The organism is Pseudomonas sp. 22490 (genome assembly GCF_052044465.1).
Lineage (GTDB): Bacteria > Pseudomonadota > Gammaproteobacteria > Pseudomonadales > Pseudomonadaceae > Pseudomonas > Pseudomonas aeruginosa.
Map to the genome: position 1 here is coordinate 51129 of NZ_JBQENS010000033.1, position 23463 is coordinate 74591.

Genomic DNA, 23463 nt, shown 5'->3' on the forward strand with positions numbered 1-23463 from the left:
CTGTTTTCACAACGCGAGCGGTAAGCGTGCCGCGAGCCGGTTAGCGAGCGTGCGCCAGTACGCGGGCGAGACGCCGACAGGCGCGATGCCCAGCGCCTCGATGGCGTCAATGCGTGCCAGCACGGCGCGCACCGGGTTCTCTCCCTCAGCGTGCAGCAGCAGGCGCGCGCCAGGCTGCACACCGGGGATGCGCTGCGCGCCATCCAAGGGCGTACGCAGCAATAATTTGCTAAAAGAAGGATCGTGGGCAGCACCGGGGAAAAGACACAATGCCAAATCCAGTTATGGATCATTTCAGGCTGCGGCCGATTTCAGAGTCTGACATTGACCAGGTTGTTGAAGATGCCAGGGGAAAACGGGCACATCCGGATGCTGATCGCCGAGAGCAAATTGGGGCTGACTATGTGCTGGGCAACTGCGTTATAGAGTTAAAGGCGCTGGATGATGAGGGCTTAGCAAAGCCAGAGAGACAAGCCAAACTTGCTGCGTTGTTCCGCCCTTTTAACGCCGACAGACCGGTTGTCGTTCTGGATCGTGGCTCTTTGCCGCCGCCTGAGCAGAGAAATTATGATCGGATTCTAGAAGGTCCAATCAAAACGGCAATCAGCAAAGCCAAAAAACAACTCAAGCAGTCCAGGCTTGAACATGAAGGAACGACGACTTCAATTATTTGGTTTGTCAACAACGGCTACACCGCGCTCGATCACGATGCATTGCTCACGCTAATAGCTCACCGAGTGCGGAATGACACCAATGAGATTGATGGGATCATTGTTTCGGGCTGCTACTTCCACAGCGATTCCTTCGACAGCTTTTTCCTGTGGCCCTTTGAATACGTCCCCATAAACCTGGATAAGGATTTTCCAGAGTTCGATGACTTGCACCGTGCCTGGAACGATCTTGCCACAAGGAGCATGACTGCTCTCATGCAAAAATTTCCCGGAAAGCAGGAGATAAAGGGGCCGGTGGTAGATACACAATTCGACATTGATAACATCACCTACGTGAAACCGGCACCGCCGATTGGAGGGAAATCAGATTTCTTCCGGCATGGCCGCCCAAGATTGAATAGCACGGGAATAACGACATCTCCTCCGGTGGGACTGGTTTTTGGCGATCTGTCGCTTGGGCAATGGACAACATTTCGTGAAAACCTGCCAAATGCACAATGGCTTCGGAAAAACTATGAGGACTGGAAGCTGAAAAGAGCAGATGCTGCCAAGCAAGCAACAAACAGACAGGTATTTATCTCAATTCCTGTAACTTGGGATGCTTGGCTCAAGTGGAATGAGGAGTCAGGAGGGAATCGGCGATTGACAACGCACCATTATGCAACCCATGTCTTTCAAGAGAAAATATCCGAACTTCTAAACGAAGCAAAAGATATAGATGGGGTAGGAATATTGCCCAACAGGTACATGCTTATCGTTACCGAAGAAATTGGGCAAGACAAATGCAACGACATTTCCCACGCCGCCATTGTTATAGAAAACCCGGACGGAACCCAGGATTTTGAAGAGATATTTTTCAATCAAAGGCTGTTCCATGAATATGCAATGACACTGGGCTGCGCACACGCGATTGCCCGAGGCATTGGAGTGGTCAGATGGCGTAAGAACAAGACTTACGCATGGCGCTAACCCAAACGGCAGACGGCTAGATGAACACTGAGCCCCGCCGCGTGTGGGCGGAGTGCAGCGGCGGTTACGCCGCATGGGGCTTGCTGCGCGACCAGATCAGGTCGTGCGTGCCGCCCTCGCCTTCGATCAGGCGGGCGTAGACCGTGGCCGGGAGCGAAGGATCGTCGAGGGTCGGCCCTGTGTTGTACGAGGTCGCTTGGTGCGAAACTGTAACGGCGCCAAAGGCTATTTGGCCGTTCCGTGTTTAGAGAGTCCCGGAAGCATCATAGCCGCCTAGTCAGTGATCATGGTTCGTCTAACCAGGACAGATCTCAGTCACACCTTAAGCCGTGGCCGACTTGCATACGGTAGGACACGGCCACATCCACATCATCGTCCAACACATCCTTAAGGATGTCATAGTTGGGCGTATCTGGTGTGACGGTTCGCCAGCGTGCTCCTGAGTGCAGGCCCCCGATAGTTAGTGACAGAAGTATCCTTTGGTGAGTGACAGCTTCTGGCCGTATACAGCCCTTCCCTCCCTAAGCCATAGCCCTTCCCCATACCTGAACGGCACACCTATTGCCACCCGCAAAACCACAACCTCCCCCGCTGCTAACCGCAATAGTCGCGGCTTGAGTGCTGCGGATTTGGTTTTTGAAATGTGGTGTTGGCGGCCCTCACCCCAACCCTCTCCCGCACGCGGGAGAGGGGGCCGGGCGTGCCTTATGGGTCGAGCGCCTCGCTCGGGCGCAGCCTGGAGCGATGTCTACCTCCCCTAGCCCCGGGCATCTGGCATCTGGCATCTGGCATCTGGCATCTGGCATCTGGCATCTGGCATCTAGAATTCGGCCCCCAGCCCAGGCAACCAGAAGCACCGGAAACGCGCCCTGAATGATTTCAGATTCGCGCCGAAACCTTCGAAAGCCGTTTCCTCGCACCCGAAAGCCGCCGAGGCTGCCCTGCGGCTTTCGCTGCGCAACGGCTATCCGCCTACTTGCACCGGTCGCTCAGCCTGACCAGCGATGCGCCGTACACCGCGTCGTCCTCGGAGGCGAAGATCGCCTCGCCTTCGACGGTGGCCCCCGGCTTGAGGGTCTCGGCGGTGAGTTCCTCGTCCACGGTATCCAGCCTGAAGGACTGGCCGGCGGCGGACTGCGCCACCAGGCAGCTGTTCTTCAGGCTGATCTCGCTCTTCGCCGCATTCACCAGGCGGACCTTGAAGGCCTGGGTGCGGAAGTGCTTGTCGCCGACGGATACGCTGCCCTTGTCGCCCTGGCGGGCGAAGACCATCACTGCGTCCGGCGCGGCGGCGAAGCCGAGGGAAGGAGCGGCCAGCAGGCCGGCCAGGGTCAGGGCCATTGCGTTCTTCATACTGATTTCCTTTGGCAAAGACTGAACGACCCGGTGATTTTCCGTGGGTCTTTTCGCCGCGATCAAGCGCAGTGCCAAGGAATGCGGGGCGCCTCGTGTTCTGCAAGTCGGAGGGTTTCCAGCGGAACTTTTCCCGCAACCGTGCTTCCAGGCGAAAACCGCTCGCTACGCGGAGCGCCGGTCTTCGGCCCCACACGATCCTCGCGCCCGCCAAGCTGCCCTCGAACACTTGCAACCACAGGCCGGACGCTCGGCCCAGGCGATGGCCCAATGGGCGCCGGGCAGGTCCGCTTCGGCGTGGCCGCGATGCAACAAGTGCGCCTGGACCGGCATCGCGGTAGCGCTCGGCGAGGGCGCCACCGAGGCTGTCGGCGGCATGTCGTGTTCGACTCCGTTGCGGGTGGCGAGCGGGGCCTGCGATCTTCCCTTGGGGGAGAGTCCAGCCCGGCGACCCGGCGGGTGGCCGCCAAGCCGCTTGCGCAGGCTGCCGGGCTCAGCCGAGCAACAACTTGTCGACGGTCAGCGGGAAGTCGCGCAGGCGGCGGCCGGTGGCGTGGTACACGGCATTCGCCACTGCGGCGGCGACGCCGACGATGCCTATTTCGCCGACGCCCTTGGAGCCCAGTTCGTTAACGATATCGTCGGGTTCGTCAACGAAGATCACCTCGATATCGCCAATATCGGCGTTAACCGGGATGTGGTACTCGGCGAGGTTGTGGTTCATGCAGCGGCCCAGCGCATGGTCGACCTGGGTTTCCTCCTGCAAGGCCATGCCCAGGCCCCAGACCACCCCGCCGAGTATCTGGCTGCGAGCGGTCTTCGGGTTGATCACCCGCCCCGCCGCGACCGCGCTGACCACCCGGCTCACACGCAGGGTACCGAGGGCTTCGTCGATCCGCACCTCGACGAATACCGCCGAATGGGTCGCGGTGGCGTAGCCTTTGCGCCGCGCCGAGGGTTCAGCTTCCACCTCCACCTGCAACGCGTCTTCCGGCAGCCCTTGCAGCAGGTCGGCCAGGGCGTATCGCGTATCGCCCGCTTCCAGATGGCCACGGCATATGCGGAAGCGTTCTTCGGCGGTGCCGGCCAGCTCCGGATGGCGGGCCCTGGCATGGGCGACCAGGGCCTGGCGCAGGCGCAGGCAGGCCAGGCGGACGGCGGAACCGACCGACGAGACGGTGAACGAGCCGCCCTGCAATGGAGCCTTGGGCAACGCACTGTCGCCAAGCTGGAAGCGCACCTCTTCCGGCGCCATGCCAGCGGCGTCGGCGGCGATCTGGGTCATCACCGTGTAGGTGCCGGTGCCGATATCCGTGGTCGCGCTGGCCACCCGCAGCAGGCCGTCCGCCTCCAGCCGCGCCCTCGCGCTGGCCTTGCTCTGCATGGCCTCCCAGACGCCGCCGGCCATGCCCCAGCCGAGCAACTGGCGCCCTTCGCTCATGCTCCGTGGCCGTGGGTCGCGGGCCTGCCAACCGAAGCGCCGGGCGCCCTCCTCGTAGCAGGCCAGCAGCGCCTTGCTGGAGTACGGCTTGTCCTCGTTGCCGTTGCGCTCGGCGAAGTTGAACCGGCGCAGCGCGATGGGGTCCATGCCGAGCCGCACCGCCAGTTCGTCCATCGCGCATTCCAGCCCGATCAGCCCCAGCGCCGCGCCGGGGGCGCGCATGTCCAGCGGGGTATAGACGTCCAGCGGCACCAGACGGTAGGCCAGGGAAAGGTTCTCGCAGCGATAGAGCATGCCGCTCCACTCCACCACGTGCTCGGTGAAGTCTTCGAAGCGCGAGGTCTGCGCTGTCGCCTGGTGGCCCAGCGCAAGCAGGCGCCCCTCGGCATCGGCGCCCAGTTGCAGGCGCTGCAGGGTGCGCGGCCGGTAGCCGAAGGTGAACATCTGCTGGCGGGTCAGCACTACGCGCACCGACCGCCGCAGTTGCAGCGCCGCCATCACCGCCAGGGCCAACTGGTATTGCGGACGCAGGCCGGAGCCGAAGGCTCCGCCGACGTAGGCGGCACAGACCCTTACCTTGTCGGCGGGCAGGCCGAAGACCTTTTGCAGGTAGGCCTGGCTGTTCTGCGTCCCCTGGGTCTTGTCGTGCACCAGCAGGCTGCCGTCGGGCTGGACGATGACCGTGGACGCGTGCGGTTCCATGGGATTGTGGTGCTCGATCGGCGTGCTGTAGCTGGCCTCGACCCGAATCGGCGCGGCGCGGTAGGCGGTGTAGAAGTCGCCGCGCTCGGCGGGCAGTTCGGCGGGAGCCTCATGGGCCTGGTCGAGGGCGACCAGCAGGTCGGTCTGGTGCGGCTCGGGCTCGATATCGATGCGCAGCAGCGAGCCCGCGTAGCGGGCCAGTTCCAGGCTCCGTGCCAGGACCAGGGCAAGGGGCTGGCCGCTGTACAGGACGCGGTCGTCGAACAGCGGGCGGAAGGGTTCGCCTTCGGCGGCATCGGCGTCCTTGTAGGGCTCGTCGTCGCCCGCCATCGGCGGCCGGTTCAGGTGATGCAGTACCGCGACCACCCCGGGTACCGCCAGGGCCGCCGCACAGTCGATGCCGCGCACCCGGCCGCGGGCGACGTCGTTGCTGACCACGCTGCCGTGGAGCAGGTCGGCGGCAGGATATTCGGCGGCGTAGCGAGCCTGGCCGGTGACCTTGGCTGGCCCGTCGACGCGATCCAGGGCTTGCCCGGTGCTGTGTGGCAGGCTGCTCATTGGCCGATCCCTCCCGAGTGGGCTTCTTCCAGTGCGCGAACGATGGCGTTGCGCGCCAATCCGATCTTGAAGGCGTTGTGGGCCAGCGGCCTGGCGTCACGCAGCAGCGCTTCGGCGAAGCGGACATAGCTGTCCCGGTTCGCCGGGTGGCCCCTGAAACGTTCCTCCAGCTCTGCGACGCGCCATGGCTTGTGGGCCACGCCGCCGAGCGCCAGGCGCAGTTCGCCAATGCGCTCGCCGTCCGGTTCCAGGGCCGCCGCCACCGAGACCAGGGCGAAGGCGTAGGAGGCCCGGTCGCGCACCTTCAGGTAGTGGCAATGCCGGGCGAAGCGCGGTGCTGGCAGCTCGATGGCGGTGACCAGTTCGTCGACGGCCAGGCAGTTGTCGCGCTCGGGCGTGTCTGCCGGCAGGCGATGGAAGTCGGCGAAAGCGACCCGCCGCTCGCCAGCGCGGCCGCGCACCAGTACCTGAGCCTCCAGCGCCGCCAGCGCCACGCACAGGTCGGATGGATGTACCGCCACGCAGTGTTCGCTGGCGCCGAGGATCGCATGGTTGCGGTTCAGCCCGCTGCGCGCGGGGCATCCACTGCCCGGCTCGCGCTTGTTGCATGGCGTGCCGGTGTCGTAGAAATACTGGCAGCGGGTACGCTGCAACAGGTTGCCGCCGGTGCTGGCCATGTTGCGCAACTGCGGCGAGGCGCCGGCGAGGATCGCCTGGGCTAGCAAGGGATAGTCCGCCTCCACGGCGGGATTCCAGGCCAGTTCGGCGTTGCTGACCAGGGCTCCGACCAGCAGGCCGCCGGTGGGCGTCCGGCGGATGTCGCGCAGCGGGAGGCCGGTGATGTCGATGAGGCGCCGGGGCCTGGCAACGTTTTCCTTCATCAGGTCGAGCAGGTTGGTGCCGCCGGCGATGTAGCGCGACTCCGGGCCGGCGAGGCCCAGCGCCTGCTCGATGTCGGCCGGCTTGGCATAGGCGAACGGCGTCATGCGCGCTGCCCTCCCTGTCCGTCGCGATCGAGCAGCGGCAAGGCGTCTTCCACGGCGTCGAGGATATTGCCGTAGGCGCCGCAGCGGCACAGGTTGCCGCTCATGCCCTCGCGGATCTCCGCCCGCGAGCGCGCCCGCCCCTCGCTCGCCAGGCCAAGGGCCGAACAGATCTGTCCGGGCGTGCAGTAGCCGCACTGGAAGGCATCATGGCGGATGAACGCCTGTTGCAGGGGATGCAGGCGATCACCCTCGGCCAGACCTTCGATGGTAGTCAGTGCATCGCCGTCGCACATCACCGCCAGCGTCAGGCAGGCGTTGATCCGGCGACCGTTGCGCAACACCGTGCAAGCGCCGCATTGGCCGTGGTCGCAGCCCTTCTTGCTGCCCACCAGGTCGAGCCGCTCGCGCAGCAGGTCGAGCAGCGTCAGCCACGGGGGTACTCTCAGCTCTCGGCGCTGGCCATTGATCAGCAGGCTGATCGGCAGGTCCGCCGGCTCCGGATTGGTCATGGTACAAGCCTCACGGTCGGTGCATCGGCGCGGCGGATGCCGCTTTTTCAGGTCCGACCGAACGGCTCGAAGATACGTTCAAAGTAAATGACGGCCAGGGCCATGCCACAAAGGCGGGCGGATGCTCGACGCCTGCGCCGCTATCGGCCGCCGGAGGCCTGCGCCGAGGTCACTTGAACAGGCTCGACACCACCCGCGCCACGTGCTCGGCGCCCTTGCTGATCTCCTGCATGATGCCGGCCACGGTGGTGATCTGGTTGTTGTTCTCCTGGGCGCTGGACTCGATGGTCTGCATGTTGTGGTTGATCTGCTGGGTCAGCTTGACGTTCTCGGTGACCACGTTCTTGATCTCCACCGTGGCGCCGCTGGTGCGCGCCGCCAGTTGCCGCACCTCGTCGGCGACCACCGCGAAGCCGCGCCCCATGTCGCCGGCGCGAGCCGCCTCGATGGCGGCGTTGAGGGCCAGCAAGTTGGTCTGTTCGGCGACGCTCTGGATGGTGGTGACGATGTTCTCGATGTCCTTGGTCTGGTGGGTGAGCTGGGAAATCAGGCCGACGGCGGTGTTGACCATCGACAGGGTCTTGGCCGACAGGGCGACGGACTGGTCGAGGGAGTCGATGCCGCGGGTGGAAATCTGCGCGGTCTCTTCCGCGGTGGAGAACGACAGCTCGGCGGCGCGCCGTACTTCCTCGTTGCGATTGACCTGCTCGGTAACGTCGATGGCGAACTTGATGACCTTGATTATCCGCCCCGAACTGTCCTTGACCGGGTTGTAGGTGGCTTCGATATGTACCCGCTCGCCGGCGGCGCTGCGGCGCTCGAAATGCCCGCGGGAGAATTCGCCGTGCCGCAGCCGAGCCCAGAAATCCGGGTTCTCCCGATAGAACTCGTCGAAGCAGAGCATGCGGTGGTGCTGGCCCTTGAGCGACTTGAGGCTGTAGCCGAAGAGACGCAGGAAGTTTTCGTTGGCATCGAGTATCTCGCCGTCCGGGGTGAACTCGATGACCGCCATGGACTGTCGTATGGCGTCGTTGATCGCGTTGAGCAGGAGCAGTTCGGAATGGTTGCGGGTCACGTCGGCGGCGATCTTCAGCACCTCGACGACCGCCCCTTCGGCATTCTTCACCGGGAAATAGGTGGCCTCCAGCCAGACCGGCGTACCATCGCGCCGCAGGCGCTTGAACACGCCGCGCTGGGGCGTGCCGCTGGCCAGTTCCTTCCAGAAGCGCACGTAGGCGGCGGAGGCCTGGTAGTCCTCGTCGCAGAAGATCCGGTGGTGCTTGCCGACCAGTTCGTCCGCCGAATAGCCGACCGCCGCGAGGAACAGCGGGTTGGCGGACAGTATCTGGCCATCGGGAGTGAAACGGATGGTGGCGACGTTCTGCCCGATGGCATCGAGTCGCCACGCCAAGTCTTCATCCTTGGCGGCGCTTTCCACCGCCCTGCTTTTTCTGCCGAAGAGCATCGCGCACGACTCCTTGATGGCGCCTGTCCATCGCGAGGGAGTGGAGAACCGGAGATAGCCGTCCTACCGCTAAACGCCAGTGTAGATCGGGCTCCGGCAACTTTCCTCGGTGCCCGCATCGCCGTCCGTCCCCTAGCGGGCGGGACCCAGCGGGGCGCGCGATGCCAGGATTGCCAGGCCGGCCAGCCCGACTACCGAGACGCTCTGGTTGAGGCAGGCATTGGTACGCCCAGACAATCGCCCCGCGCCCGCGCATCAGCCAGGCTGCGAGCCATGCCAGCGCCGGTCCGCGCTATGATCGCTGCACCCGGCCTGACCGCGCTCCGACCTCGCGCCGTCGTATCCCGAAACCCACTTCCAGGAGGAAGCACATGGCAACCGATCTCTACGCGCTGGCCGAACAGGTCGAGGACGAAGCGGGTTTCCTGCACTTCCTCGCCGCGCTGGCGGCGGACTGGGAGGAAGACCGCCGCCTCGCCGCCGCCAACCCGCCGAAACCATTCGGCCCCAGCCCGCTGGGTTGGGAGAACGGCAGCATCGGTGGCTTCCTCGATGCCGCCGCGACCTGGGGCGAGGACTCCCGCGACGGCCTGCCGGGCTATTCCAGGCCGGAGAATGCCTGGCGGCGCGCGGCGCAGCTGATGCTGGCGGGCAAGTTCTATGAATGACTTCAAGTCTGCCCTGGCGCCCTTCCCGCCCGGCTACCCGAGGGTCTTGCCGGGCAACCGGCGGCAGGTGCCGATACTGCATCGCGACGCGGACTTCCTCCTGCGCGCGCTGCAACCCGACGATTTCGTCCGGACCAGCCGCTACGAGAACGCCAACCGCGAGCACCTGGCGCCATGGGAGCCGCTGCGCGACCCGGGGTATTTTTCCGTGGACAACGCCCGCGCCCGCACCCTGCTACAGGTGGCGAGCATGGACGAAGGCGAGGCGCTTCTCCTGCTGTTGCTCGATCCCGACGACGGCGAGGTGCTGGGGCGCTGCAGCTACACCAATATCGTCCGCGGGGTATTCCAGGCCTGCCACCTGGGCTTTTCCCTGGCCGCTGCGGCGCAGGGCCGCGGCCTGATGGCACGAGCCCTGCGGGTAGCCAACCGGTATTGCTTCGAGCAGCTCGGCCTGCACCGGATCATGGCCAGCCACCTGCCGCGCAACGCACGCAGCGAGCGCCTGCTGGAAAGCCTCGGCTTCGAGAAGGAAGGCTACGCCCGCGCCTACCTGAAGATCGCCGGGGTCTGGGAAGACCATGTGCTACGGGCGCTGGTGGACGCTCCGCGCTGAACCGACGTGCAAATGCGGAACGGGACGCCAGGCGTCCCGTTCCGCTCACCAGGCCCGCCGGTCAACCGCGGGCGAGGTCGCCACGCAGTTCGCGGGCCGCGGCGACCATGTTCACCAGCGCTGCCTCGGTTTCCGGCCAGGCGCGGGTCTTCAGGCCGCAGTCCGGGTTGACCCAGAGCCGCTCGGCGGGTATCCGCCGGGCCGCCTTGCGCAGCAACGCGACGATCTCTTCCCGGCTCGGCACGCGCGGCGAATGGATGTCGTAGACGCCCGGACCGATCTCGTTCGGGTAGTCGAACTGCTCGAAGGCCTCCAGCAGCTCCATGTCCGAACGCGAAGTCTCGATGGTGATCACGTCGGCGTCCATGGCGGCGATGGACTCGATCACATCGTTGAACTCGCTGTAGCACATGTGCGTATGGATCTGGGTTTCGTCGCGGACTCCGGAGGCGCACAGGCGGAAGGCCTCGGTGGCCCACTCCAGATAGTGCGGCCAGGCGTTGCGGCGCAGCGGCAGGCCTTCGCGGAAAGCCGCCTCGTCGATCTGCACGATCCTGATGCCGGCGGCCTCCAGGTCGACCACTTCGTCGCGGATCGCCAGGGCCAACTGGCGCGCCTGCACCTCGCGAGACACGTCCTCGCGCGGGAAGGACCACATCAGCATGGTCACCGGGCCGGTCAGCATGCCCTTCATCACCTTGTCGGTAAGGCTCTGGGCGTACCTGATCCACTCCACGGTCATGGCCCGCGGACGGCTCAGGTCGCCATAGATCACCGCCGGCTTCACGCAGCGCGAGCCGTAGCTCTGCACCCAGCCGAAGCGGGTGAAGACGTAGCCGTCCAGTTGCTCGGCGAAGTACTCGACCATGTCGTTGCGCTCGGCCTCGCCGTGCACCAGCACGTCCAGCCCCAGTTGCTCCTGGATCTGCACCGCATGGCGGATCTCGCTGTGCATCGCCTCGATGTACTCGGCCTCGCTCAGCTTGCCCTGCTTGAACGACTGGCGGGCCAGGCGGATCGACGAGGTCTGCGGGAAGGAGCCGATGGTGGTGGTCGGGAACGCCGGCAGGTCGAGTCCGGCGCGCTGCCTGGCGATGCGTTCGGCGAACGGCGAGCGGCGCTGGGCGTCGCTGGCCTTGATCGCGGCCAGGCGCGCCTGCACGGCCGGCTTGTGGATTCGCGGCGAAGAAGCGCGGCTGGCCTGGACCGCACGGCTCTCTTCCAGGGCGGCAAGCACCTCGGCGGCTTCCGGCTCAGTGGCGGCACGGGCCAGCACCGCGACTTCGCGGCACTTCTGCACGGCGAAGGCCAGCCAGCTCTTCAGCTCGGCGTCCAGCCCGTCTTCGCGCTCCAGGTCCACCGGGCTGTGCAGCAGCGAGCAGGACGGCGCGACCCACAGCCGCTCGCCCAGGCGCTCCCGGGCATGGCGCACCACCTCCAGGGCTTTCTCCAGGTCGCAGCGCCAGACGTTGCGACCGTTGACCAGGCCCAGCGAGACGACCTTGTAGGCCGGCAGGCGGTCGAGGATGCTCGGATACTGTTCCGGCGCTCGCACCAGGTCGATGTGCAGGCCGTCCACCGGGAGGTTGGCGGCCAGGCCCAGGTTGTCTTCCAGGCCGCCGAAGTAGGTGGCGACCAGCTTCTTCAGCGGTTCGCTCTGTAGCAGGTTGTAGGCGCGCTCGAAGGCGTTCTTCCATGCCTGCGGCAGGTCGAGGACCAGGATCGGCTCGTCGATCTGCACCCACTCCACGCCCTGGCCGGCGAGGCGGCGCAAGATCTGGCCGTAGAGCGGCAGCAGGCGGTCCAGCAGGTCGAGCCTGTCGAACTCGGCGCCCTTGCCCTTGCCCAGCCACAGGTAGGTCAGCGGACCGATCAGCACCGGCTTCACCTGGTGGCCGAGGGCCCTGGCCTCGTCGACCTCCTCGAACAGTTGTTCCCAGCTCAGCTGGAACTGCTGATCGGCGCTGAACTCGGGGACCAGGTAGTGATAGTTGGTGTCGAACCACTTGGTCATTTCCTGGGCATGGGCACCGCCGCAACAACTGTCGTCGCTGACGCCACGGGCCATGCCGAACAGGGTATGCAGGGTCGGCCCGGCCTCGCCGTGCGCCCGGAAGCGCTCGGGGATCACGCCGAAGGTCAGCGAATGGGTCAGCACCTGGTCATACCAGGCGAAATCGCCGACCGGCAGCAACTGGATGCCGGCATCCTTCTGTACCTGCCAGTGGGCAGCGCGCAGCTGCCGACCGACGGCCCGCAGGCCGGCCTCGTCCAGCTCGCCCTTCCAGAACGCTTCCTGGGCTTTTTTCAGTTCGCGATCGCGTCCGATGCGTGGGAAGCCGAGAGTGTGGGCCAGGGCCATGGGTGTTCCTCCAGTCGAAAGGTCGATGGAGGGATTCTCGTGAGGCTCATGCCATGAGACAAACTCAATTTCTTCGTGATGAAATCAAGTTTCCCTCATGATCATCCTCGCGCCCTGACCTCGGCGCCCTCCTCACTTGCGCTTGCGGATCGCCATGCGCCGAGGCTTGAGACCGCCAGCCGCGGCAGCGCCGGCCTCGCCGTCGACCACGGGCTGCATCCTGGCTCGCGCCGCGTGCAGCTTCTTGTAGCTGTCGATCAGCCGCAGGTGCCGGTCGAGCCCTTCCAGCTTCATGCTGGTCGGCGTCAGGCCGAAGAAGCGCACACTGCCGTCCACCGAGCCCAGCGCGGCATCCATCCGCGCGTCGCCGAACATGCGGCGGAAATTGGCCTCGTAGTCGGCGATCTCCAGCTCGTCATCGAGGACGACCTCCAGCACCACGTTCAGCGCCTGGTAGAACAGGCCGCGCTCGACGCTGTTGTCGTTGTACTGGAGGAACGCCTCCACGCCTTCCTTGGCGTCTTCGAAGCGCTTCAGGGCGAGGCCGATGAGCACTTTCAGCTCGAGGATGGTCAGTTGGCCCCAGACCGTGTTGTCGTCGAACTCGACGCCGATCAGCGTGGTGATGTCGGTGTAGTCGTCCACCTCGCAGTCTTCCAGGCGCTCCAGCAACGCCCCGAGCGCGGCGTCGTCGAGGCGGTGCAGGTTGAGGATGTCCTCGCGGAACGCCAGGGCCTTGTTGGTGTTGTCCCAGATCAGGTCTTCCACCGGATAGATTTCCGAGTAGCCCGGCACCAGGATCCGGCAGGCCGTAGCGCCGAGGTTCTCGTACACCGCCATGTAGACCTGCTTGCCCATGGCTTCGAGGATGCCGAACAGGGTCGCGGCTTCCTCGGCGTTGGCAGCCTCGCCCTGCCGGGTGAAGTCCCACTCGACGAACGGGAAATCGGCCTTGGCGCTGAAGAAGCGCCAGGACACCACGCCGCTGGAATCGATGAAATGCTCGACGAAGTTGTTCGGCTCGGTCAGCGCATGGCTTTCGAAGGTCGGCTGGGGCAGGTCGTTCAGGCCTTCGAAGCTGCGCCCCTGGAGCAGTTCGGTCAGGCTGCGCTCCAGGGCCACCTCGAAGCTCGGGTGAGCGCCGAAGGAAGCGAACACGCCGCCGGTGCGCGGATTCATCAGGGTCACGCACATCACCGGGAATTCGCCGCCCAGCGAGGCGTCCTTGACCAGTACCGGGAAGCCCTGCTCTTCCAGGCCGCGGATCCCGGCGAGGATGCCCGGGTACTTGGCCAGCACCTCCGGCGGCACGTCCGGCAGCGCCAGCTCGCCTTCGAGGATTTGCCGCTTGACCGCACGCTCGAAGATCTCCGACAGGCACTGCACCTGCGCCTCGGCCAGGGTATTGCCGGCGCTCATGCCGTTGCTGAGGTAGAGGTTCTCGATCAGGTTGGAGGGGAAATACACCACCTGGCCGTCGGACTGGCGCACGAAGGGCAAGGCGCAGATACCGCGCTGCACGTTGCCCGAGTTGGTGTCGTACAGGTGCGAGCCGCGCAGCTCGCCGTCGGGGTCGTAGATCGCCAGGCAATGGCCGTCGAGCAGTCCCAGCGGCAGCGCATCGTCGCGGCCGGGCTTGAACCAGCGTTCGTCCGGGTAATGGACGAACGCCGCATTGGCGATCTCTTCTCCCCAGTACTGGTCGTTGTAGAAGAAGTTGCAGTTCAGCCGCTCGATGAATTCGCCTAGCGCCGAGGCCAGCGCGCTTTCCTTGCTCGCGCCCTTGCCGTTGGTGAAGCACATCGGCGACTGCGCATCGCGGATGTGCAGCGACCAGACGTTGGGCACGATGTTGCGCCAGGAGGCGATCTCGATCTTCATGCCGAGGCCGGCGAGGATGGCCGACAGGTTGGCGATGGTCTGCTCCAGCGGCAGGTCCTTGCCCGGGATGCGCGTGCAGCCGGCGGCATCGGTGCCGGGCATCAGCAGCGCCTGGGCGTCGGCATCGAGGTTGTCGACCTCCTCGATGACGAACTCGGGCCCGGTCTGCACCACCTTCTTCACCGTGCAGCGGTCGATGGAGCGGAGGATGCCCTGGCGGTCCTTCTCCGAGATGTCGGCCGGCAGTTCCACCTGGATCTTGAAGATCTGCCGGTAGCGGTTCTCCGGGTCGACGATGTTGTTCTGCGACAGACGTATGTTGTCGGTGGGGATGTTGCGCGTCTGGCAGTACAGCTTGACGAAGTAGGCGGCACACAGCGCCGACGACGCCAGGAAGTAGTCGAACGGCCCCGGCGCGGAGCCGTCGCCCTTGTAGCGAATCGGCTGGTCGGCGATCACCGTGAAATCATCGAACCTGGCTTCCAGTCGAAGGTTATCGAGAAAATTGACCTTTACTTCCACGGCGAGCACCAAGAGAAACGGAAACCGGCCATTATCCGGGAACTCCGGGCAAAAGTCCCAGCTCTCCGCCGTACGCGTCGCTACTTGCCGGCCTCCCCGCCGCTCTCCGGCACGTAGATCATCCGTCCGTCGGCCAAGCGGTAGGTCACCCCGGCGCGGCTGCCCTGCCCTTCGCCGATCTCGCCGCTGGCCTGGTAGCGCTTCAGCTCCTTGCCGTCCTTGACCAGCATGCGCATGTCCGCCTCGCCGGGATTCTCGACCACCACCACCTTGTCCTGGCTGAACGGGTTGAGCGGGTTCTGCACGATGACGATCAGGAGGATGCCGATCACCACCAGGAACAGGTCGATCAGGTTGACCATCGAGAGGATCGGGTCGTCCGCCTCGTCGTGTTCGAGGAAGCGCATCAGCCGGCCTCCCGCGCGCGTTCGACGGCGCGCAGTTCCTGGAGCAGCCAGCGGCGACGCACGGTAAGGATGAAGAAGGTGATGCTGGCGGCGACCAGGGCCAGGATCACCGCGGAAAACGCCACCACCAGGTTCTCGCCGATCCCCTGGGCATCGTTGCGGGTCAGCGCCAGCAGTGCCGGTCCCATGGGGATCATGGTCGCCACCAGGCCGAGCATCGGCGCGCTGCGCGAGGTGATCCGCAGCCATTCCAGGCGCTGCATGATCCACAGTTCGAGGTCGTCGCTGTTGCCGCCATGCAGCGCCTGCCAGGCCGCCAGGCGCGAGCGGTAGCGCCCGCGACGGCGCTGCCAGGCTTCCATGGCGAAGCCGCCGAGGGCGACGAAGGCGTAGGCCAGCGCGGCGAGGATCAACAGCAGCACCGGCAGCAGGAACAGGCGGGTGAGTTCGTAGAGGCTGGTTTCCAGACCATTCATGAGCGATTTTCCATCGGACGACGATTGACTACGGATTGCCGGACGGCGCCGGCGGCGAACAGCGCGAGCAGCACGGCGGCGGCCAGCCGGAGCCAGGGCTGCGGCTCGCCGGACGGCGGCGGCGCGACTTCTTCGAGGACGCGGCCGCTGACCGTTTCGCCGGCACCGGACGCGGCCGCGCCCTCTGCCTGCGCCGCGGCCTCGCCGAAACCGCCGGCCATCCGTTCGATGAATTCACGGGTGGTCGCCGCGCCGACCTCGCCGGCGCCGGCGGCCGCCAGTTGCCGCCAGCGCTCGGCCAGTTCGCGGCGGGTCTGCTCGCTGGCGTCCCAGTAGCCCTTGCGGATGGCCTCGGCCATGCGCGCGATGATCTGCGTCTGGGCGGTCGGATTGTGCGTTTCGAACCACTCGGCGAGACCCAGCTCGCGGCGGTCCATGACGAAGGTGTCGTGCAACGCCTGCCACTGGTCGGCGCGGACCATGGTGCGATCCGCCGCCTGCCAGCCCCACAGGTTGTTGGCCAGGTCGAGCATTTCCAGGCTGCCGGCGTAGCCCTCGCGCTGCATCGCGGCGATCCACTGCGGGCTGAGGTAGCGCCCGCGCAGCTCGCTGGCGAGGAACTGCGCGGCGGCCGTGGTGCGCGGCTGGCGCTGGCGCAGGTCGGCGATGTACAGCGCCGGGCTGGCGCCGTCGAGGTGGCGTACCGCCAGCGACAGGCCGCCGAGGTACTCGAACGGGTGGTCGGTGGAGAGCACGCCGTTGAGCGTCGAGGAGCGCGAGAGGATCGCCGCCTGTACACCCTTCAACTGTTCGGCGAACAGGTTGCCCCCATCCAGCTTCACGCCCCAGTCGCGACTGCCGTAGGCGTACTGCAAGCGCCCGAGGAACTGCTCGGCGAGCGCCGAGTCGTCGTCCCAGCGGGTGGAATCGAGGGTCAGTTGCGTGACCCCGGTGCCGTAGTCGCCCGGCGCATTGCCGAACAGCCGCAGGCGCGACAGGCGCTGCGCCAGTGGCGCTTCGACGCCGCGTTCGCGCAGGCGCCGCTCCAGCGCCTGGCTGTTGCGCGCCAGCGGGTTGCCCGGCTCGTCCAGCGCGGCGAGGCGCTCGATGGCCTCGGCGAGCAGGCGCATGAAGCCGTCGAACTGGTCGCGGTAGACACTGGTCACCTGTAGCACCACGTCCACCCGTGGACGCCCCAGTTCCGCCGCCGGCACGATGTCCAGCGCCAGCAGGCGGCCACCGGCGTCCCAGCGCGGGCGCAGGCCGAGGGCGTGCAGCGCCTGGCTTTCGACGACGCCCAGGTGGCGCATGGTTTCCGACGACCAGAGGCTGAAGGCGAGCTTTTCCGGCGCCCTGCCCTGGTGCTCGGCGCGGTAGCTTTCCAGCAGTTGGCCGAAGGCCTCGGCGCCGGCTTCGTAGGCGGCGCGGGTCGGTACCTTGTCGGCCTCGAAGGCGAACAGGTTGCGCCCGCTGGGTACCTGCGGATTGCGGATCGGATCGCCGCCCGGCCCGGGCGCGACGAAGCGCCCGGCGAGGCCGGCGAGCAGCGCCTCCAGTTCGCCGGTGTCGGCGAGCTGGCGGTCCAGTTCGCGGGCGCGCAGCAACTGCTCGCGCAGGCGCGGATGGGGTTTGGGGAGCAATGGAACCAAAAACCAACGTAAGCTCTGAATCCCACCGTAAAGGGGCTTTCCGATCTCCAGCTCACCCGCCAGGCATTACTCTCTGATCAGTGCCTCGATGATCGGGCAGATCGTTCCGCCGTCTCCCGCATCACATTGCTGCACCAGTTCGCCTAACAGTTGCTGCATGACGACCAAGTCGGCCATCTTCTGCTCGATCAACGCGAGCTTGCGTGCAGCCCGTGCTCGCGTTTCGGCACAGGCGCACGACTCATCCAGCGTCAGCAGTCCACCGACTTCCGAGAGCGTGAAACCCAGCGCCTGAGCCCGCTTGATGAAACGCAGTCGCTTCACCATGTCCACCGGATAGCGCCGATGGCCACCCAAGGGTTTGGCTGGTTCATCCAGCAGCCCGCGTCGCTGGTAGTAGCGGATCGTCTCGACGTTCACCCCGGCGGCGTCTGCCAGCTTGCCAATGGTCAGCTCTGTGGCCATCACTTTCTCCTTGATTCCGTACTTTGGTACGGAGTTTAGAATAGCACCTAGGCAATCAGGCTCAGGAGATGGGAATGGGGATGCAACTCACCGGGAAAGGCTCGCTGGTCGCGAGTTCGCTGACCGCCATCGGTGCGTCGGTGTGCTGTGTCGGGCCACTGGTGCTGTTGGCACTCGGTGTCGGCGGTACGTGGGTGGGCGCTCTGACCATGATGGAGCCACTACGCCCCCTCTTCATCGGGTTGACTCTACTGTTCCTGGGATTGGCATTCCGCAAGCTCTACCTGGTGCCACAGGTTTGTACGCCAGGTACACCCTGCGCCGATCCGCGCACGCTCGTGCGACAGCGACTCGTGTTCTGGATCGTCAGCGTGCTGCTGCTCGGCCTATTGGCCGTGCCGTGGCTCGCCCCGCTGTTCTACTGAAGGAGATTAACCATGCGCAAACTGCTGATCGCCGTGCTTTTCGCCTTGCCCTTCGTGGCGCTGGCGGCTCCCCCGAAAACCGTCACGCTCGACGTGCAGAACATGACGTGCGGACTCTGTCCGATCACGGTCAAGAAGTCGCTGGAGAAGGTGTCCGGCGTGAGTGACGTCCAGGTCAATTTCGACCAGAAGACGGCGACCGTCACCTACGATCCCGATAAGGCCCAGCCCGAGGCACTGACTGAGGCGACCGCGAACGCGGGATACCCCTCCACAGTGCAGAAGTGAGGTCACGATGAGCGCCATTGTCCTTGAGTCCGTGCTGACTTGCCCGCGCTGCGGCTTCGCCAAGCCGGAAACCATGCCCACGGACGCCTGCCAGTTCTATTACGAGTGCAGCAACTGCAAGGCGCTGCTGCGCCCCAACCCAGGGGATTGCTGCGTTTTCTGTTCGTTCGGCTCGGTGAAGTGCCCGCCGATCCAGCAGCAGCTTGGGTGTTGCTCATAGCGTTTAGGGGGATCACAGGTCGTCGTCTGGATTACGCAGTGGCCGCAGCTCGCCGCGCGCAACTTCTTCCGGTACCGCAAAGGAATACCGCCCGAGCATGTTGATGTGCTCGTAGATCAGCGGCGATAGCCGGGCCAAATCCTCTTCCAGCACTGGATAGCCGTGCTGCTTGAGCCGTTCCACGGCCGCCGTCATGTAGAGGGTGTTCCACAGCACGATGATGTTCACCACCAGGCCCAGAGCACCGAGCTGGTCTTCCTGGCCTTCGCGGTAGCGCTGGCGGAGCTCGCCGCGTTTGCCGTGGAACACGGCGCGGGCCAGGCTGTGCCGGCCTTCGCCTCGGTTCAACTGGGTCAGGGTGGCGCGGCGCTTGGACTCGTCGTCGATATAGGTCAACGTGTGCAGAGTCTTTTCGATCCGCCCGAATTCGGCCAGCGCCTGGGCCAGCCGGGTGGGTCTATCTCCCGTTTGCAGCGTGCGCATGATGCCAGTCGCCGGCACCCGGCCGAGTTTGAGCGAGCCGGCCAGGCGCAGCAGGTCGTCCCAGTGCTCGGCGATCAGGTCGAGTTTGACCGACTGGCGGGCCAGCCCGTTGAGCTTGCCGTAGTCCGCGTCCGGGCGCGTGCGCCAGAAGCGGGTACCGCCGACATCGGCCAGCCGCGGACTGAAGTGGTAGCCAAGTAGGCGGAAGAGCCCGAACACCACATCGCTGTAGGCCCCGGTGTCGGTCATGATTTGCGTCGGCTGCAACTCGGTCTGCTGTTCCAGCACGACCGCCAGCAACACCAGGCTGTCGCGCAGCGTGCCGGGCACGGTGATGGCGTTGAGGCCGGAGAATTGGTCGGAAATCAGGTTGTACCAGGTGACACCCCGGCCGGTGCCGAAATACTTCGGATTGGGGCCGGCATGCACGGTGCGCACCGGTACGACGAAGCGCATGCCATCGGCGGAGGCGACCTCGCCGCCACCCCAGACTTGGGCCAGTTCCAGTTGGCTTTGCGCTCCGACCAGGATGGCGTTAGCCGCTGACAGGGTGTCGTCGCGGATATAATTCTGGCTGACCCAGGACAGCCGGTCACGGCGCAGCGCCGGGTTGTCGGTGCGGATCAAGGGCTCCAGGCCGGTGTTGCAGGCCCCGCCCAACAGCACCGCGCAGAGGCTGGTGACCAGGTTGTCGGCGCGTGCATTGCGTTCGGAGACATGGGTGAAGGCCTCGGAAAAGCCAGTGCGGGCGGCGATTTCCAAGAGGATTTCCGGCAGATCGACACGCGGCATCAGGTCAGACACGGCCGCCCGCAGTTGCAGCAACGAGCAGGGCTCGTCCAGCTTGTCCAGCGCCCCGAGCGACAGTTCGGTCTTGCCCTCGGTGTTCTCGCTCAGTTGAATCGCCGGGTTGTCGGGCAGGCGCGCGGCTACTGCCAGCCAGGTTGCATCCAGCTCGACGGACAAGGCGTCCAGGGTGGTTTTGGCGTCGATGGTCAGGCCCAGTGACCGGCAGATGATCGGTCGCGCCGCCAGCCATTCGGCACCGTCGAGCAGGCCAAGGCGCGGGTCGGCATAGCGCCAACTGGGCGAGACGAAGACATCGCGGCGGCGCAGGGCCGTGCGCAGCGCATCGAGCGTGCAGAACACATAGGCACCCATGTCGAGGGAGCCATCTTCGCGGGTGATGTGCTTCTGCCAAGCCTTGGCCACGATCTCCTGCGGCGCGTCATCCTCTGGCTTCCGGCGCGGCAGGTTCAGTTGCAGCCACTCCAGACTAGCCGCCACGCCCTTGCCGGCCGGGCTGAAGCCGAAGCGGATGTGCTTGAGCAGGTCGGGCAGGAAGCGGCGCACGCTGCGGTAGCGCGCTTCCAATGCAAGAAAATAGACGTCATCTACCGGGCGGATCAGCGCGTTGACCTCTTCCAGGGCCTTTTCCAGGGTGGTCCTCGGCAGGTCGTTGAACAGCCGGGCGCGCACGTTGTCATCGCTGATCGAGCTGTCCAGCACGACCTTGCACGCGGCGGCGAGCGTCGCGGCCGACCGATCCAGGTCTTTCAGGCTGCGCATGCGGGCTTTCTTGTCGGCCTTCTCCGCGTTGCTGAACAGGTCGCGCAGCAAGGCCTCCAGGACTTCCAGTGCGTCGTCGTGCGCAGTCGCCTCCAGGCAGAGTGCGAAGGCCACCAGTGTCGCCATCCGCCGCGACGCCGGCAGCCGATTAATCGCGGTGACCTTGGCCGTGTTGGCGAAGCGGGCCAGGGCGGCGATACGGCTGGGAGGGATGTGCGCCGCCGCCGGCAAGGTGATGCCGATGCCGCGCACGTCATCGAGCCGGCGCAGTGCCCGAATCAACGCGGGGCCACTGACCATGACCGGGCCGGAGCGCAATTGATCCAGCCGGGAGCTGCGGTTGCCTTCGGCCACCGTCAGCAAGTCTTGCAGTTGCAATCGCTGTTCCTCAGTCACGCTGCGGCCCAGCGTAAACCAGAGGCGTTCTTCGACCCGACTGCGCAACTGGGCGATAAAGCGCTCTAGTTGAGACACACCAGGCAGGAGGACTTTCTGTGTGAACAGCCACGAGGTGGCTCGCTCAAACAGCACTCCCGGCCGGTCGGTGCCCGTCCAGCAGAGGGCATACAGCCAGCGGCTCAAGCGAAAGCCGATGCCCGGATCGGTGAAATGACGATAGCCAAAGCGGTTCTGAATATCGGTGGCATGTATCCAGCGGCGATGATCGCTATAGCGCTGGAGGCAGTCGGGGTCTGGAATCGCCAGTTGTCGGCAAAGCACCTGCAGGACTTCCACCGGCACGGCGGCGGGCTTGTCCGGCAGAACGCCAACGAAGCGGACGGTGGTCAGCAGAACGGCATAACCCAGACGGTTATGGTTACCCCGCAGCACCTGGATGGCTTCACGGTCTTCATCGCTCAGGTGGAAGTAACGTTCCAGCTCTTCACGGCTGGGCGAATCAACATAGCGGCCAAAACCGTCGCGTTGCTCTTGAGTCAGAAAACCGACCGGCATTGATCACAGCACCTCGACGCAGAACACGGCGGGCGTGACGATCCGCGTGCGTTCGATGTGCCCGCGTTGCAGCAGGCCGGCGCGGCGATCACCGGTTACCAGGTAGTCCGCATCGCCCGCCAAGGCCATGGCCAGCAAAAACGAGTCATCCGGATCATCGGCTTCGACCTCGATGGTCAGGCGCTCCAGTACCACAGCCCGTTGCAGGTTATTGATCATGGCGCCCACCTTGGCGGGCTGTAGGATGGCCTGAAGCTTGGGATAGCGGCTGGCTCGACGAATTTCATCGAGTTGCATCCGCGAGGTCACCACCTCGAAACGCGCCGCCCGCCAGGCACGGTAGATCGCATCGGGCGCGCCATGTGGCGAGATCAGGGCGCTGAACAGGATGTTGGTATCCAACACGACCCGCATCAGCGCTTACGTGCCCAGTCGAGCGCTTCGTCAACCGCGTTGGTCAATTCTGCCTCACTCAGATGGGCGTTAGCGGCCTTGGCCTGCTCAGCGCTCAGCTCCAGGATGTGTGCCCGTACCGCTTCTTCGATGAAGCGCGACAGGTCGCCCTTACGGCCGCCGCCCTGGCTGGCCAGAAACATCCGAAGCGACTGGTCGGTGTCGGCCGAGACGGCGACATTCCAGCGAATGGTATTCATAGCGTTCTCCGCTAATAGGTGTTTGTGTGTTTATACGCCAATCACAAAGGGCGATGCAATGGTTCGACAAAACGAAGGTTTTGCCGAACTCTATCGAGGAATGGCTCGGTTCGTTAAGCTCCCCGCGCTACGGTTCAAATAACTGGTACGCTTAATCAAAGTTCAACTATTACTAACGTAGTCGAGTAAACAGTACTTTTGATGAAGATCGGTTATGCGCGAGTGAGCACTCGGGATCAGAAAGCCGACCTACAAGTCGATGCCCTGAAACAGGCCGGGTGCGAACGCATCTACCAAGACATCGCCAGCGGCGCGAAAAGCGCCCGGCCGGAGTTGGACAAACTGCTGGCCAACGTGCGGCCGGGTGATGCCGTGGTGATCTGGAAGCTGGATCGCCTTGGGCGTTCCCTCAAGCACCTGGTCGAGTTGGTCGGCGAGCTGGCAGAGCGCAAGGTCGGCTTACAGAGCCTGAATGACCCCATCGACACCACCCACGCCCAAGGCCGCCTGGTGTTCAACCTGTTCGCCTCGCTGGCGGAGTTCGAGCGCGAGCTGATCCGCGAGCGGACTCAGGCGGGTCTGTCGGCCGCACGGGCGCGTGGCCGGATCGGTGGCCGTCCCAAGGGCCTGCCAGCCAAGGCTGAGGCCACCGCCATGGCGGCCGAAACCCTCTACCGCGAAGGTCGCCTGAGCGTCAGCGCGATCGGCGAGAAGCTGCACATCTCCAAGAGCACGCTGTACAGCTACCTGCGCCACCGTGGTGTCGAGATCGGCGCGTACCAGAAGAGCGCCAGGTCACGCGACCAGCAGCCTTCGGCCGCGTCGCCGGCAGAGCCGCCCGCCGCCGAGCGGGTGGCCACCGTCACCCTGCGCCTCGCGGTGGTGAATAACAGCAAGTTCGTGCGCGGCCGGAAGCGGGCCACGGAGAACATTGAGCGCTACTGCCTGGAGCCCTATGGCATGAAGCGGCTGGATGCCGGCCACTATGAGTTGACCATTCCGTATCGGAGCGACGATGAGCTGGACAAGAGCGTGCATGACCTGCTGACCGAGATCAGCCAGGAGGCCGACATGCGCAACTGTTTTGTCGAGATGGGCGCCTGGGAAGAAGACACCGAAAAGCGTTGGTAGGGCTTACGTTGGTTTTTGGTTCCATTGCTCCCCAAACCCC

At 65.0% G+C, this 23463-nt stretch carries 20 protein-coding genes and 4 pseudogenes; 7 read left to right on the plus strand and 17 right to left on the minus strand.

Going from position 1 to position 23463, the window contains the following annotated elements; translation table 11 throughout:
- Nucleotides 1-6 precede the first annotated feature (6 nt).
- Nucleotides 7-213, minus strand: a pseudogene (locus ACTJJX_RS28220) (DUF2840 domain-containing protein); the annotation flags it as partial.
- Between the two features lie 56 nt (nucleotides 214-269).
- Between ACTJJX_RS28220 and ACTJJX_RS28225 the strand changes: the two are divergent.
- Nucleotides 270-1640: a hypothetical protein gene (locus ACTJJX_RS28225; RefSeq protein ID WP_003119168.1), complete on the plus strand. Its 1371-nt coding sequence runs from the start codon at nucleotides 270-272 to the stop codon at nucleotides 1638-1640.
- A gap of 64 nt (nucleotides 1641-1704) precedes the next feature.
- Here ACTJJX_RS28225 and ACTJJX_RS28230 read toward each other — a convergent pair whose 3' ends face one another.
- The 7 genes and pseudogenes from ACTJJX_RS28230 to ACTJJX_RS28260 all read right to left on the minus strand — a co-directional run.
- Entirely contained in the window at nucleotides 1705-1869 is a 165-nt protein-coding gene (locus ACTJJX_RS28230; RefSeq protein WP_071535722.1) for a DUF736 family protein, read from the minus strand.
- A gap of 743 nt (nucleotides 1870-2612) precedes the next feature.
- Complete coding sequence (locus ACTJJX_RS28235; RefSeq protein ID WP_003111130.1) at nucleotides 2613-2993, minus strand: DUF4354 family protein; 381 nt, start codon at nucleotides 2991-2993, stop codon at nucleotides 2613-2615.
- Nucleotides 2994-3486: 493 nt separating this feature from the next.
- The gene (locus ACTJJX_RS28240) at nucleotides 3487-5694 is read right to left on the minus strand and encodes a xanthine dehydrogenase family protein molybdopterin-binding subunit (protein WP_016851719.1); all 2208 of its coding nucleotides are present in this window, start codon (nucleotides 5692-5694) and stop codon (nucleotides 3487-3489) included.
- Nucleotides 5691-6680, minus strand: coding sequence for an FAD binding domain-containing protein (locus ACTJJX_RS28245; RefSeq protein WP_003102358.1), 990 nt, complete (start codon nucleotides 6678-6680; stop codon nucleotides 5691-5693). Before ACTJJX_RS28245 ends, ACTJJX_RS28240 begins: the two co-directional genes overlap by 4 nt.
- Nucleotides 6677-7189, minus strand: a complete 513-nt coding sequence (locus ACTJJX_RS28250) for a (2Fe-2S)-binding protein (protein ID WP_003088271.1) — start codon at nucleotides 7187-7189, stop codon at nucleotides 6677-6679. The genes ACTJJX_RS28245 and ACTJJX_RS28250 overlap by 4 nt, the downstream gene beginning before the upstream one ends.
- Nucleotides 7190-7358: 169 nt before the next feature.
- Nucleotides 7359-7736, minus strand: a pseudogene (locus ACTJJX_RS28255) (methyl-accepting chemotaxis protein); the annotation flags it as partial.
- A gap of 150 nt (nucleotides 7737-7886) precedes the next feature.
- Nucleotides 7887-8654 (minus strand): annotated as a pseudogene (locus ACTJJX_RS28260) (PAS domain-containing protein); the annotation flags it as partial.
- A 371-nt stretch (nucleotides 8655-9025) separates the two neighbouring features.
- Here ACTJJX_RS28260 and ACTJJX_RS28265 point away from each other — a divergent pair.
- Together ACTJJX_RS28265 and ACTJJX_RS28270 are read left to right on the plus strand one after the other, a co-directional pair.
- Nucleotides 9026-9322: a DUF7660 family protein gene (locus ACTJJX_RS28265; RefSeq protein ID WP_003102361.1), complete on the plus strand. Its 297-nt coding sequence runs from the start codon at nucleotides 9026-9028 to the stop codon at nucleotides 9320-9322.
- A 46-nt stretch (nucleotides 9323-9368) separates the two neighbouring features.
- Entirely contained in the window at nucleotides 9369-9938 is a 570-nt protein-coding gene (locus tag ACTJJX_RS28270; RefSeq protein WP_003119171.1) for a GNAT family N-acetyltransferase, read from the plus strand.
- A gap of 61 nt (nucleotides 9939-9999) precedes the next feature.
- On the opposite strand, the gene metE is transcribed toward ACTJJX_RS28270, so the two are convergent.
- The 6 genes and pseudogenes from metE to merR all read right to left on the minus strand — a co-directional run bounded on the left by metE (nucleotide 10000) and on the right by merR (nucleotide 17700).
- Nucleotides 10000-12300 (minus strand): 5-methyltetrahydropteroyltriglutamate--homocysteine S-methyltransferase, encoded by a 2301-nt coding sequence (gene metE / locus ACTJJX_RS28275; RefSeq protein ID WP_003119172.1) that lies wholly within the window; start codon nucleotides 12298-12300, stop codon nucleotides 10000-10002.
- Between the two features lie 132 nt (nucleotides 12301-12432).
- On the minus strand, nucleotides 12433-14703 hold the full coding sequence (locus tag ACTJJX_RS28280; RefSeq protein WP_031640198.1) for an OsmC domain/YcaO domain-containing protein: 2271 nt from the start codon (nucleotides 14701-14703) through the stop codon (nucleotides 12433-12435).
- Between the two features lie 80 nt (nucleotides 14704-14783).
- Nucleotides 14784-15110, minus strand: coding sequence for a DUF2149 domain-containing protein (locus tag ACTJJX_RS28285; protein ID WP_003088238.1), 327 nt, complete (start codon nucleotides 15108-15110; stop codon nucleotides 14784-14786).
- Complete coding sequence (locus tag ACTJJX_RS28290; protein WP_003088234.1) at nucleotides 15110-15586, minus strand: MotA/TolQ/ExbB proton channel family protein; 477 nt, start codon at nucleotides 15584-15586, stop codon at nucleotides 15110-15112. The genes ACTJJX_RS28285 and ACTJJX_RS28290 overlap by 1 nt, the downstream gene beginning before the upstream one ends.
- A pseudogene (locus tag ACTJJX_RS28295) lies at nucleotides 15583-17208 on the minus strand (cobaltochelatase subunit CobN); the annotation flags it as partial. The pseudogene ACTJJX_RS28295 and the gene ACTJJX_RS28290, both read right to left, overlap by 4 nt.
- Nucleotides 17209-17301: 93 nt before the next feature.
- Nucleotides 17302-17700, minus strand: a complete 399-nt coding sequence (gene merR, locus ACTJJX_RS28300; RefSeq protein WP_003089120.1) for an Hg(II)-responsive transcriptional regulator — start codon at nucleotides 17698-17700, stop codon at nucleotides 17302-17304.
- Nucleotides 17701-17774: 74 nt separating this feature from the next.
- Here merR and ACTJJX_RS28305 point away from each other — a divergent pair, with 74 nt between their 5' ends.
- Genes ACTJJX_RS28305 through ACTJJX_RS28315 form a run of 3 tightly spaced genes read left to right on the plus strand, consistent with a single transcriptional unit; the run spans nucleotide 17775 to nucleotide 18633 of the window.
- Nucleotides 17775-18125: a mercuric transporter MerT family protein gene (locus tag ACTJJX_RS28305; RefSeq protein WP_003089115.1), complete on the plus strand. Its 351-nt coding sequence runs from the start codon at nucleotides 17775-17777 to the stop codon at nucleotides 18123-18125.
- A gap of 12 nt (nucleotides 18126-18137) precedes the next feature.
- The gene (gene merP, locus ACTJJX_RS28310; RefSeq protein ID WP_003150552.1) at nucleotides 18138-18413 is read left to right on the plus strand and encodes a mercury resistance system periplasmic binding protein MerP; all 276 of its coding nucleotides are present in this window, start codon (nucleotides 18138-18140) and stop codon (nucleotides 18411-18413) included.
- 7 nt (nucleotides 18414-18420) lie between these two features.
- Entirely contained in the window at nucleotides 18421-18633 is a 213-nt protein-coding gene (locus ACTJJX_RS28315; protein WP_003089113.1) for a GDCCVxC domain-containing (seleno)protein, read from the plus strand.
- A gap of 12 nt (nucleotides 18634-18645) precedes the next feature.
- Here the strand turns inward: ACTJJX_RS28315 and ACTJJX_RS28320 are convergent, their stop codons facing one another.
- From ACTJJX_RS28320 to ACTJJX_RS28330, 3 genes are read right to left on the minus strand one after another with little or no spacing between them, the layout of a single operon-like run.
- Nucleotides 18646-21639: a Tn3 family transposase gene (locus ACTJJX_RS28320; protein ID WP_003299771.1), complete on the minus strand. Its 2994-nt coding sequence runs from the start codon at nucleotides 21637-21639 to the stop codon at nucleotides 18646-18648.
- A gap of 3 nt (nucleotides 21640-21642) precedes the next feature.
- The gene (locus tag ACTJJX_RS28325) at nucleotides 21643-22053 is read right to left on the minus strand and encodes a putative toxin-antitoxin system toxin component, PIN family (protein WP_003150546.1); all 411 of its coding nucleotides are present in this window, start codon (nucleotides 22051-22053) and stop codon (nucleotides 21643-21645) included.
- Nucleotides 22053-22292 (minus strand): ribbon-helix-helix domain-containing protein, encoded by a 240-nt coding sequence (locus tag ACTJJX_RS28330; protein WP_003089107.1) that lies wholly within the window; start codon nucleotides 22290-22292, stop codon nucleotides 22053-22055. Before ACTJJX_RS28330 ends, ACTJJX_RS28325 begins: the two co-directional genes overlap by 1 nt.
- Nucleotides 22293-22493: 201 nt before the next feature.
- Between ACTJJX_RS28330 and ACTJJX_RS28335 the strand changes: the two genes are divergently transcribed.
- Entirely contained in the window at nucleotides 22494-23423 is a 930-nt protein-coding gene (locus ACTJJX_RS28335; protein WP_003150544.1) for a recombinase family protein, read from the plus strand.
- The last annotated feature ends 40 nt before the right edge of the window (nucleotides 23424-23463 follow it).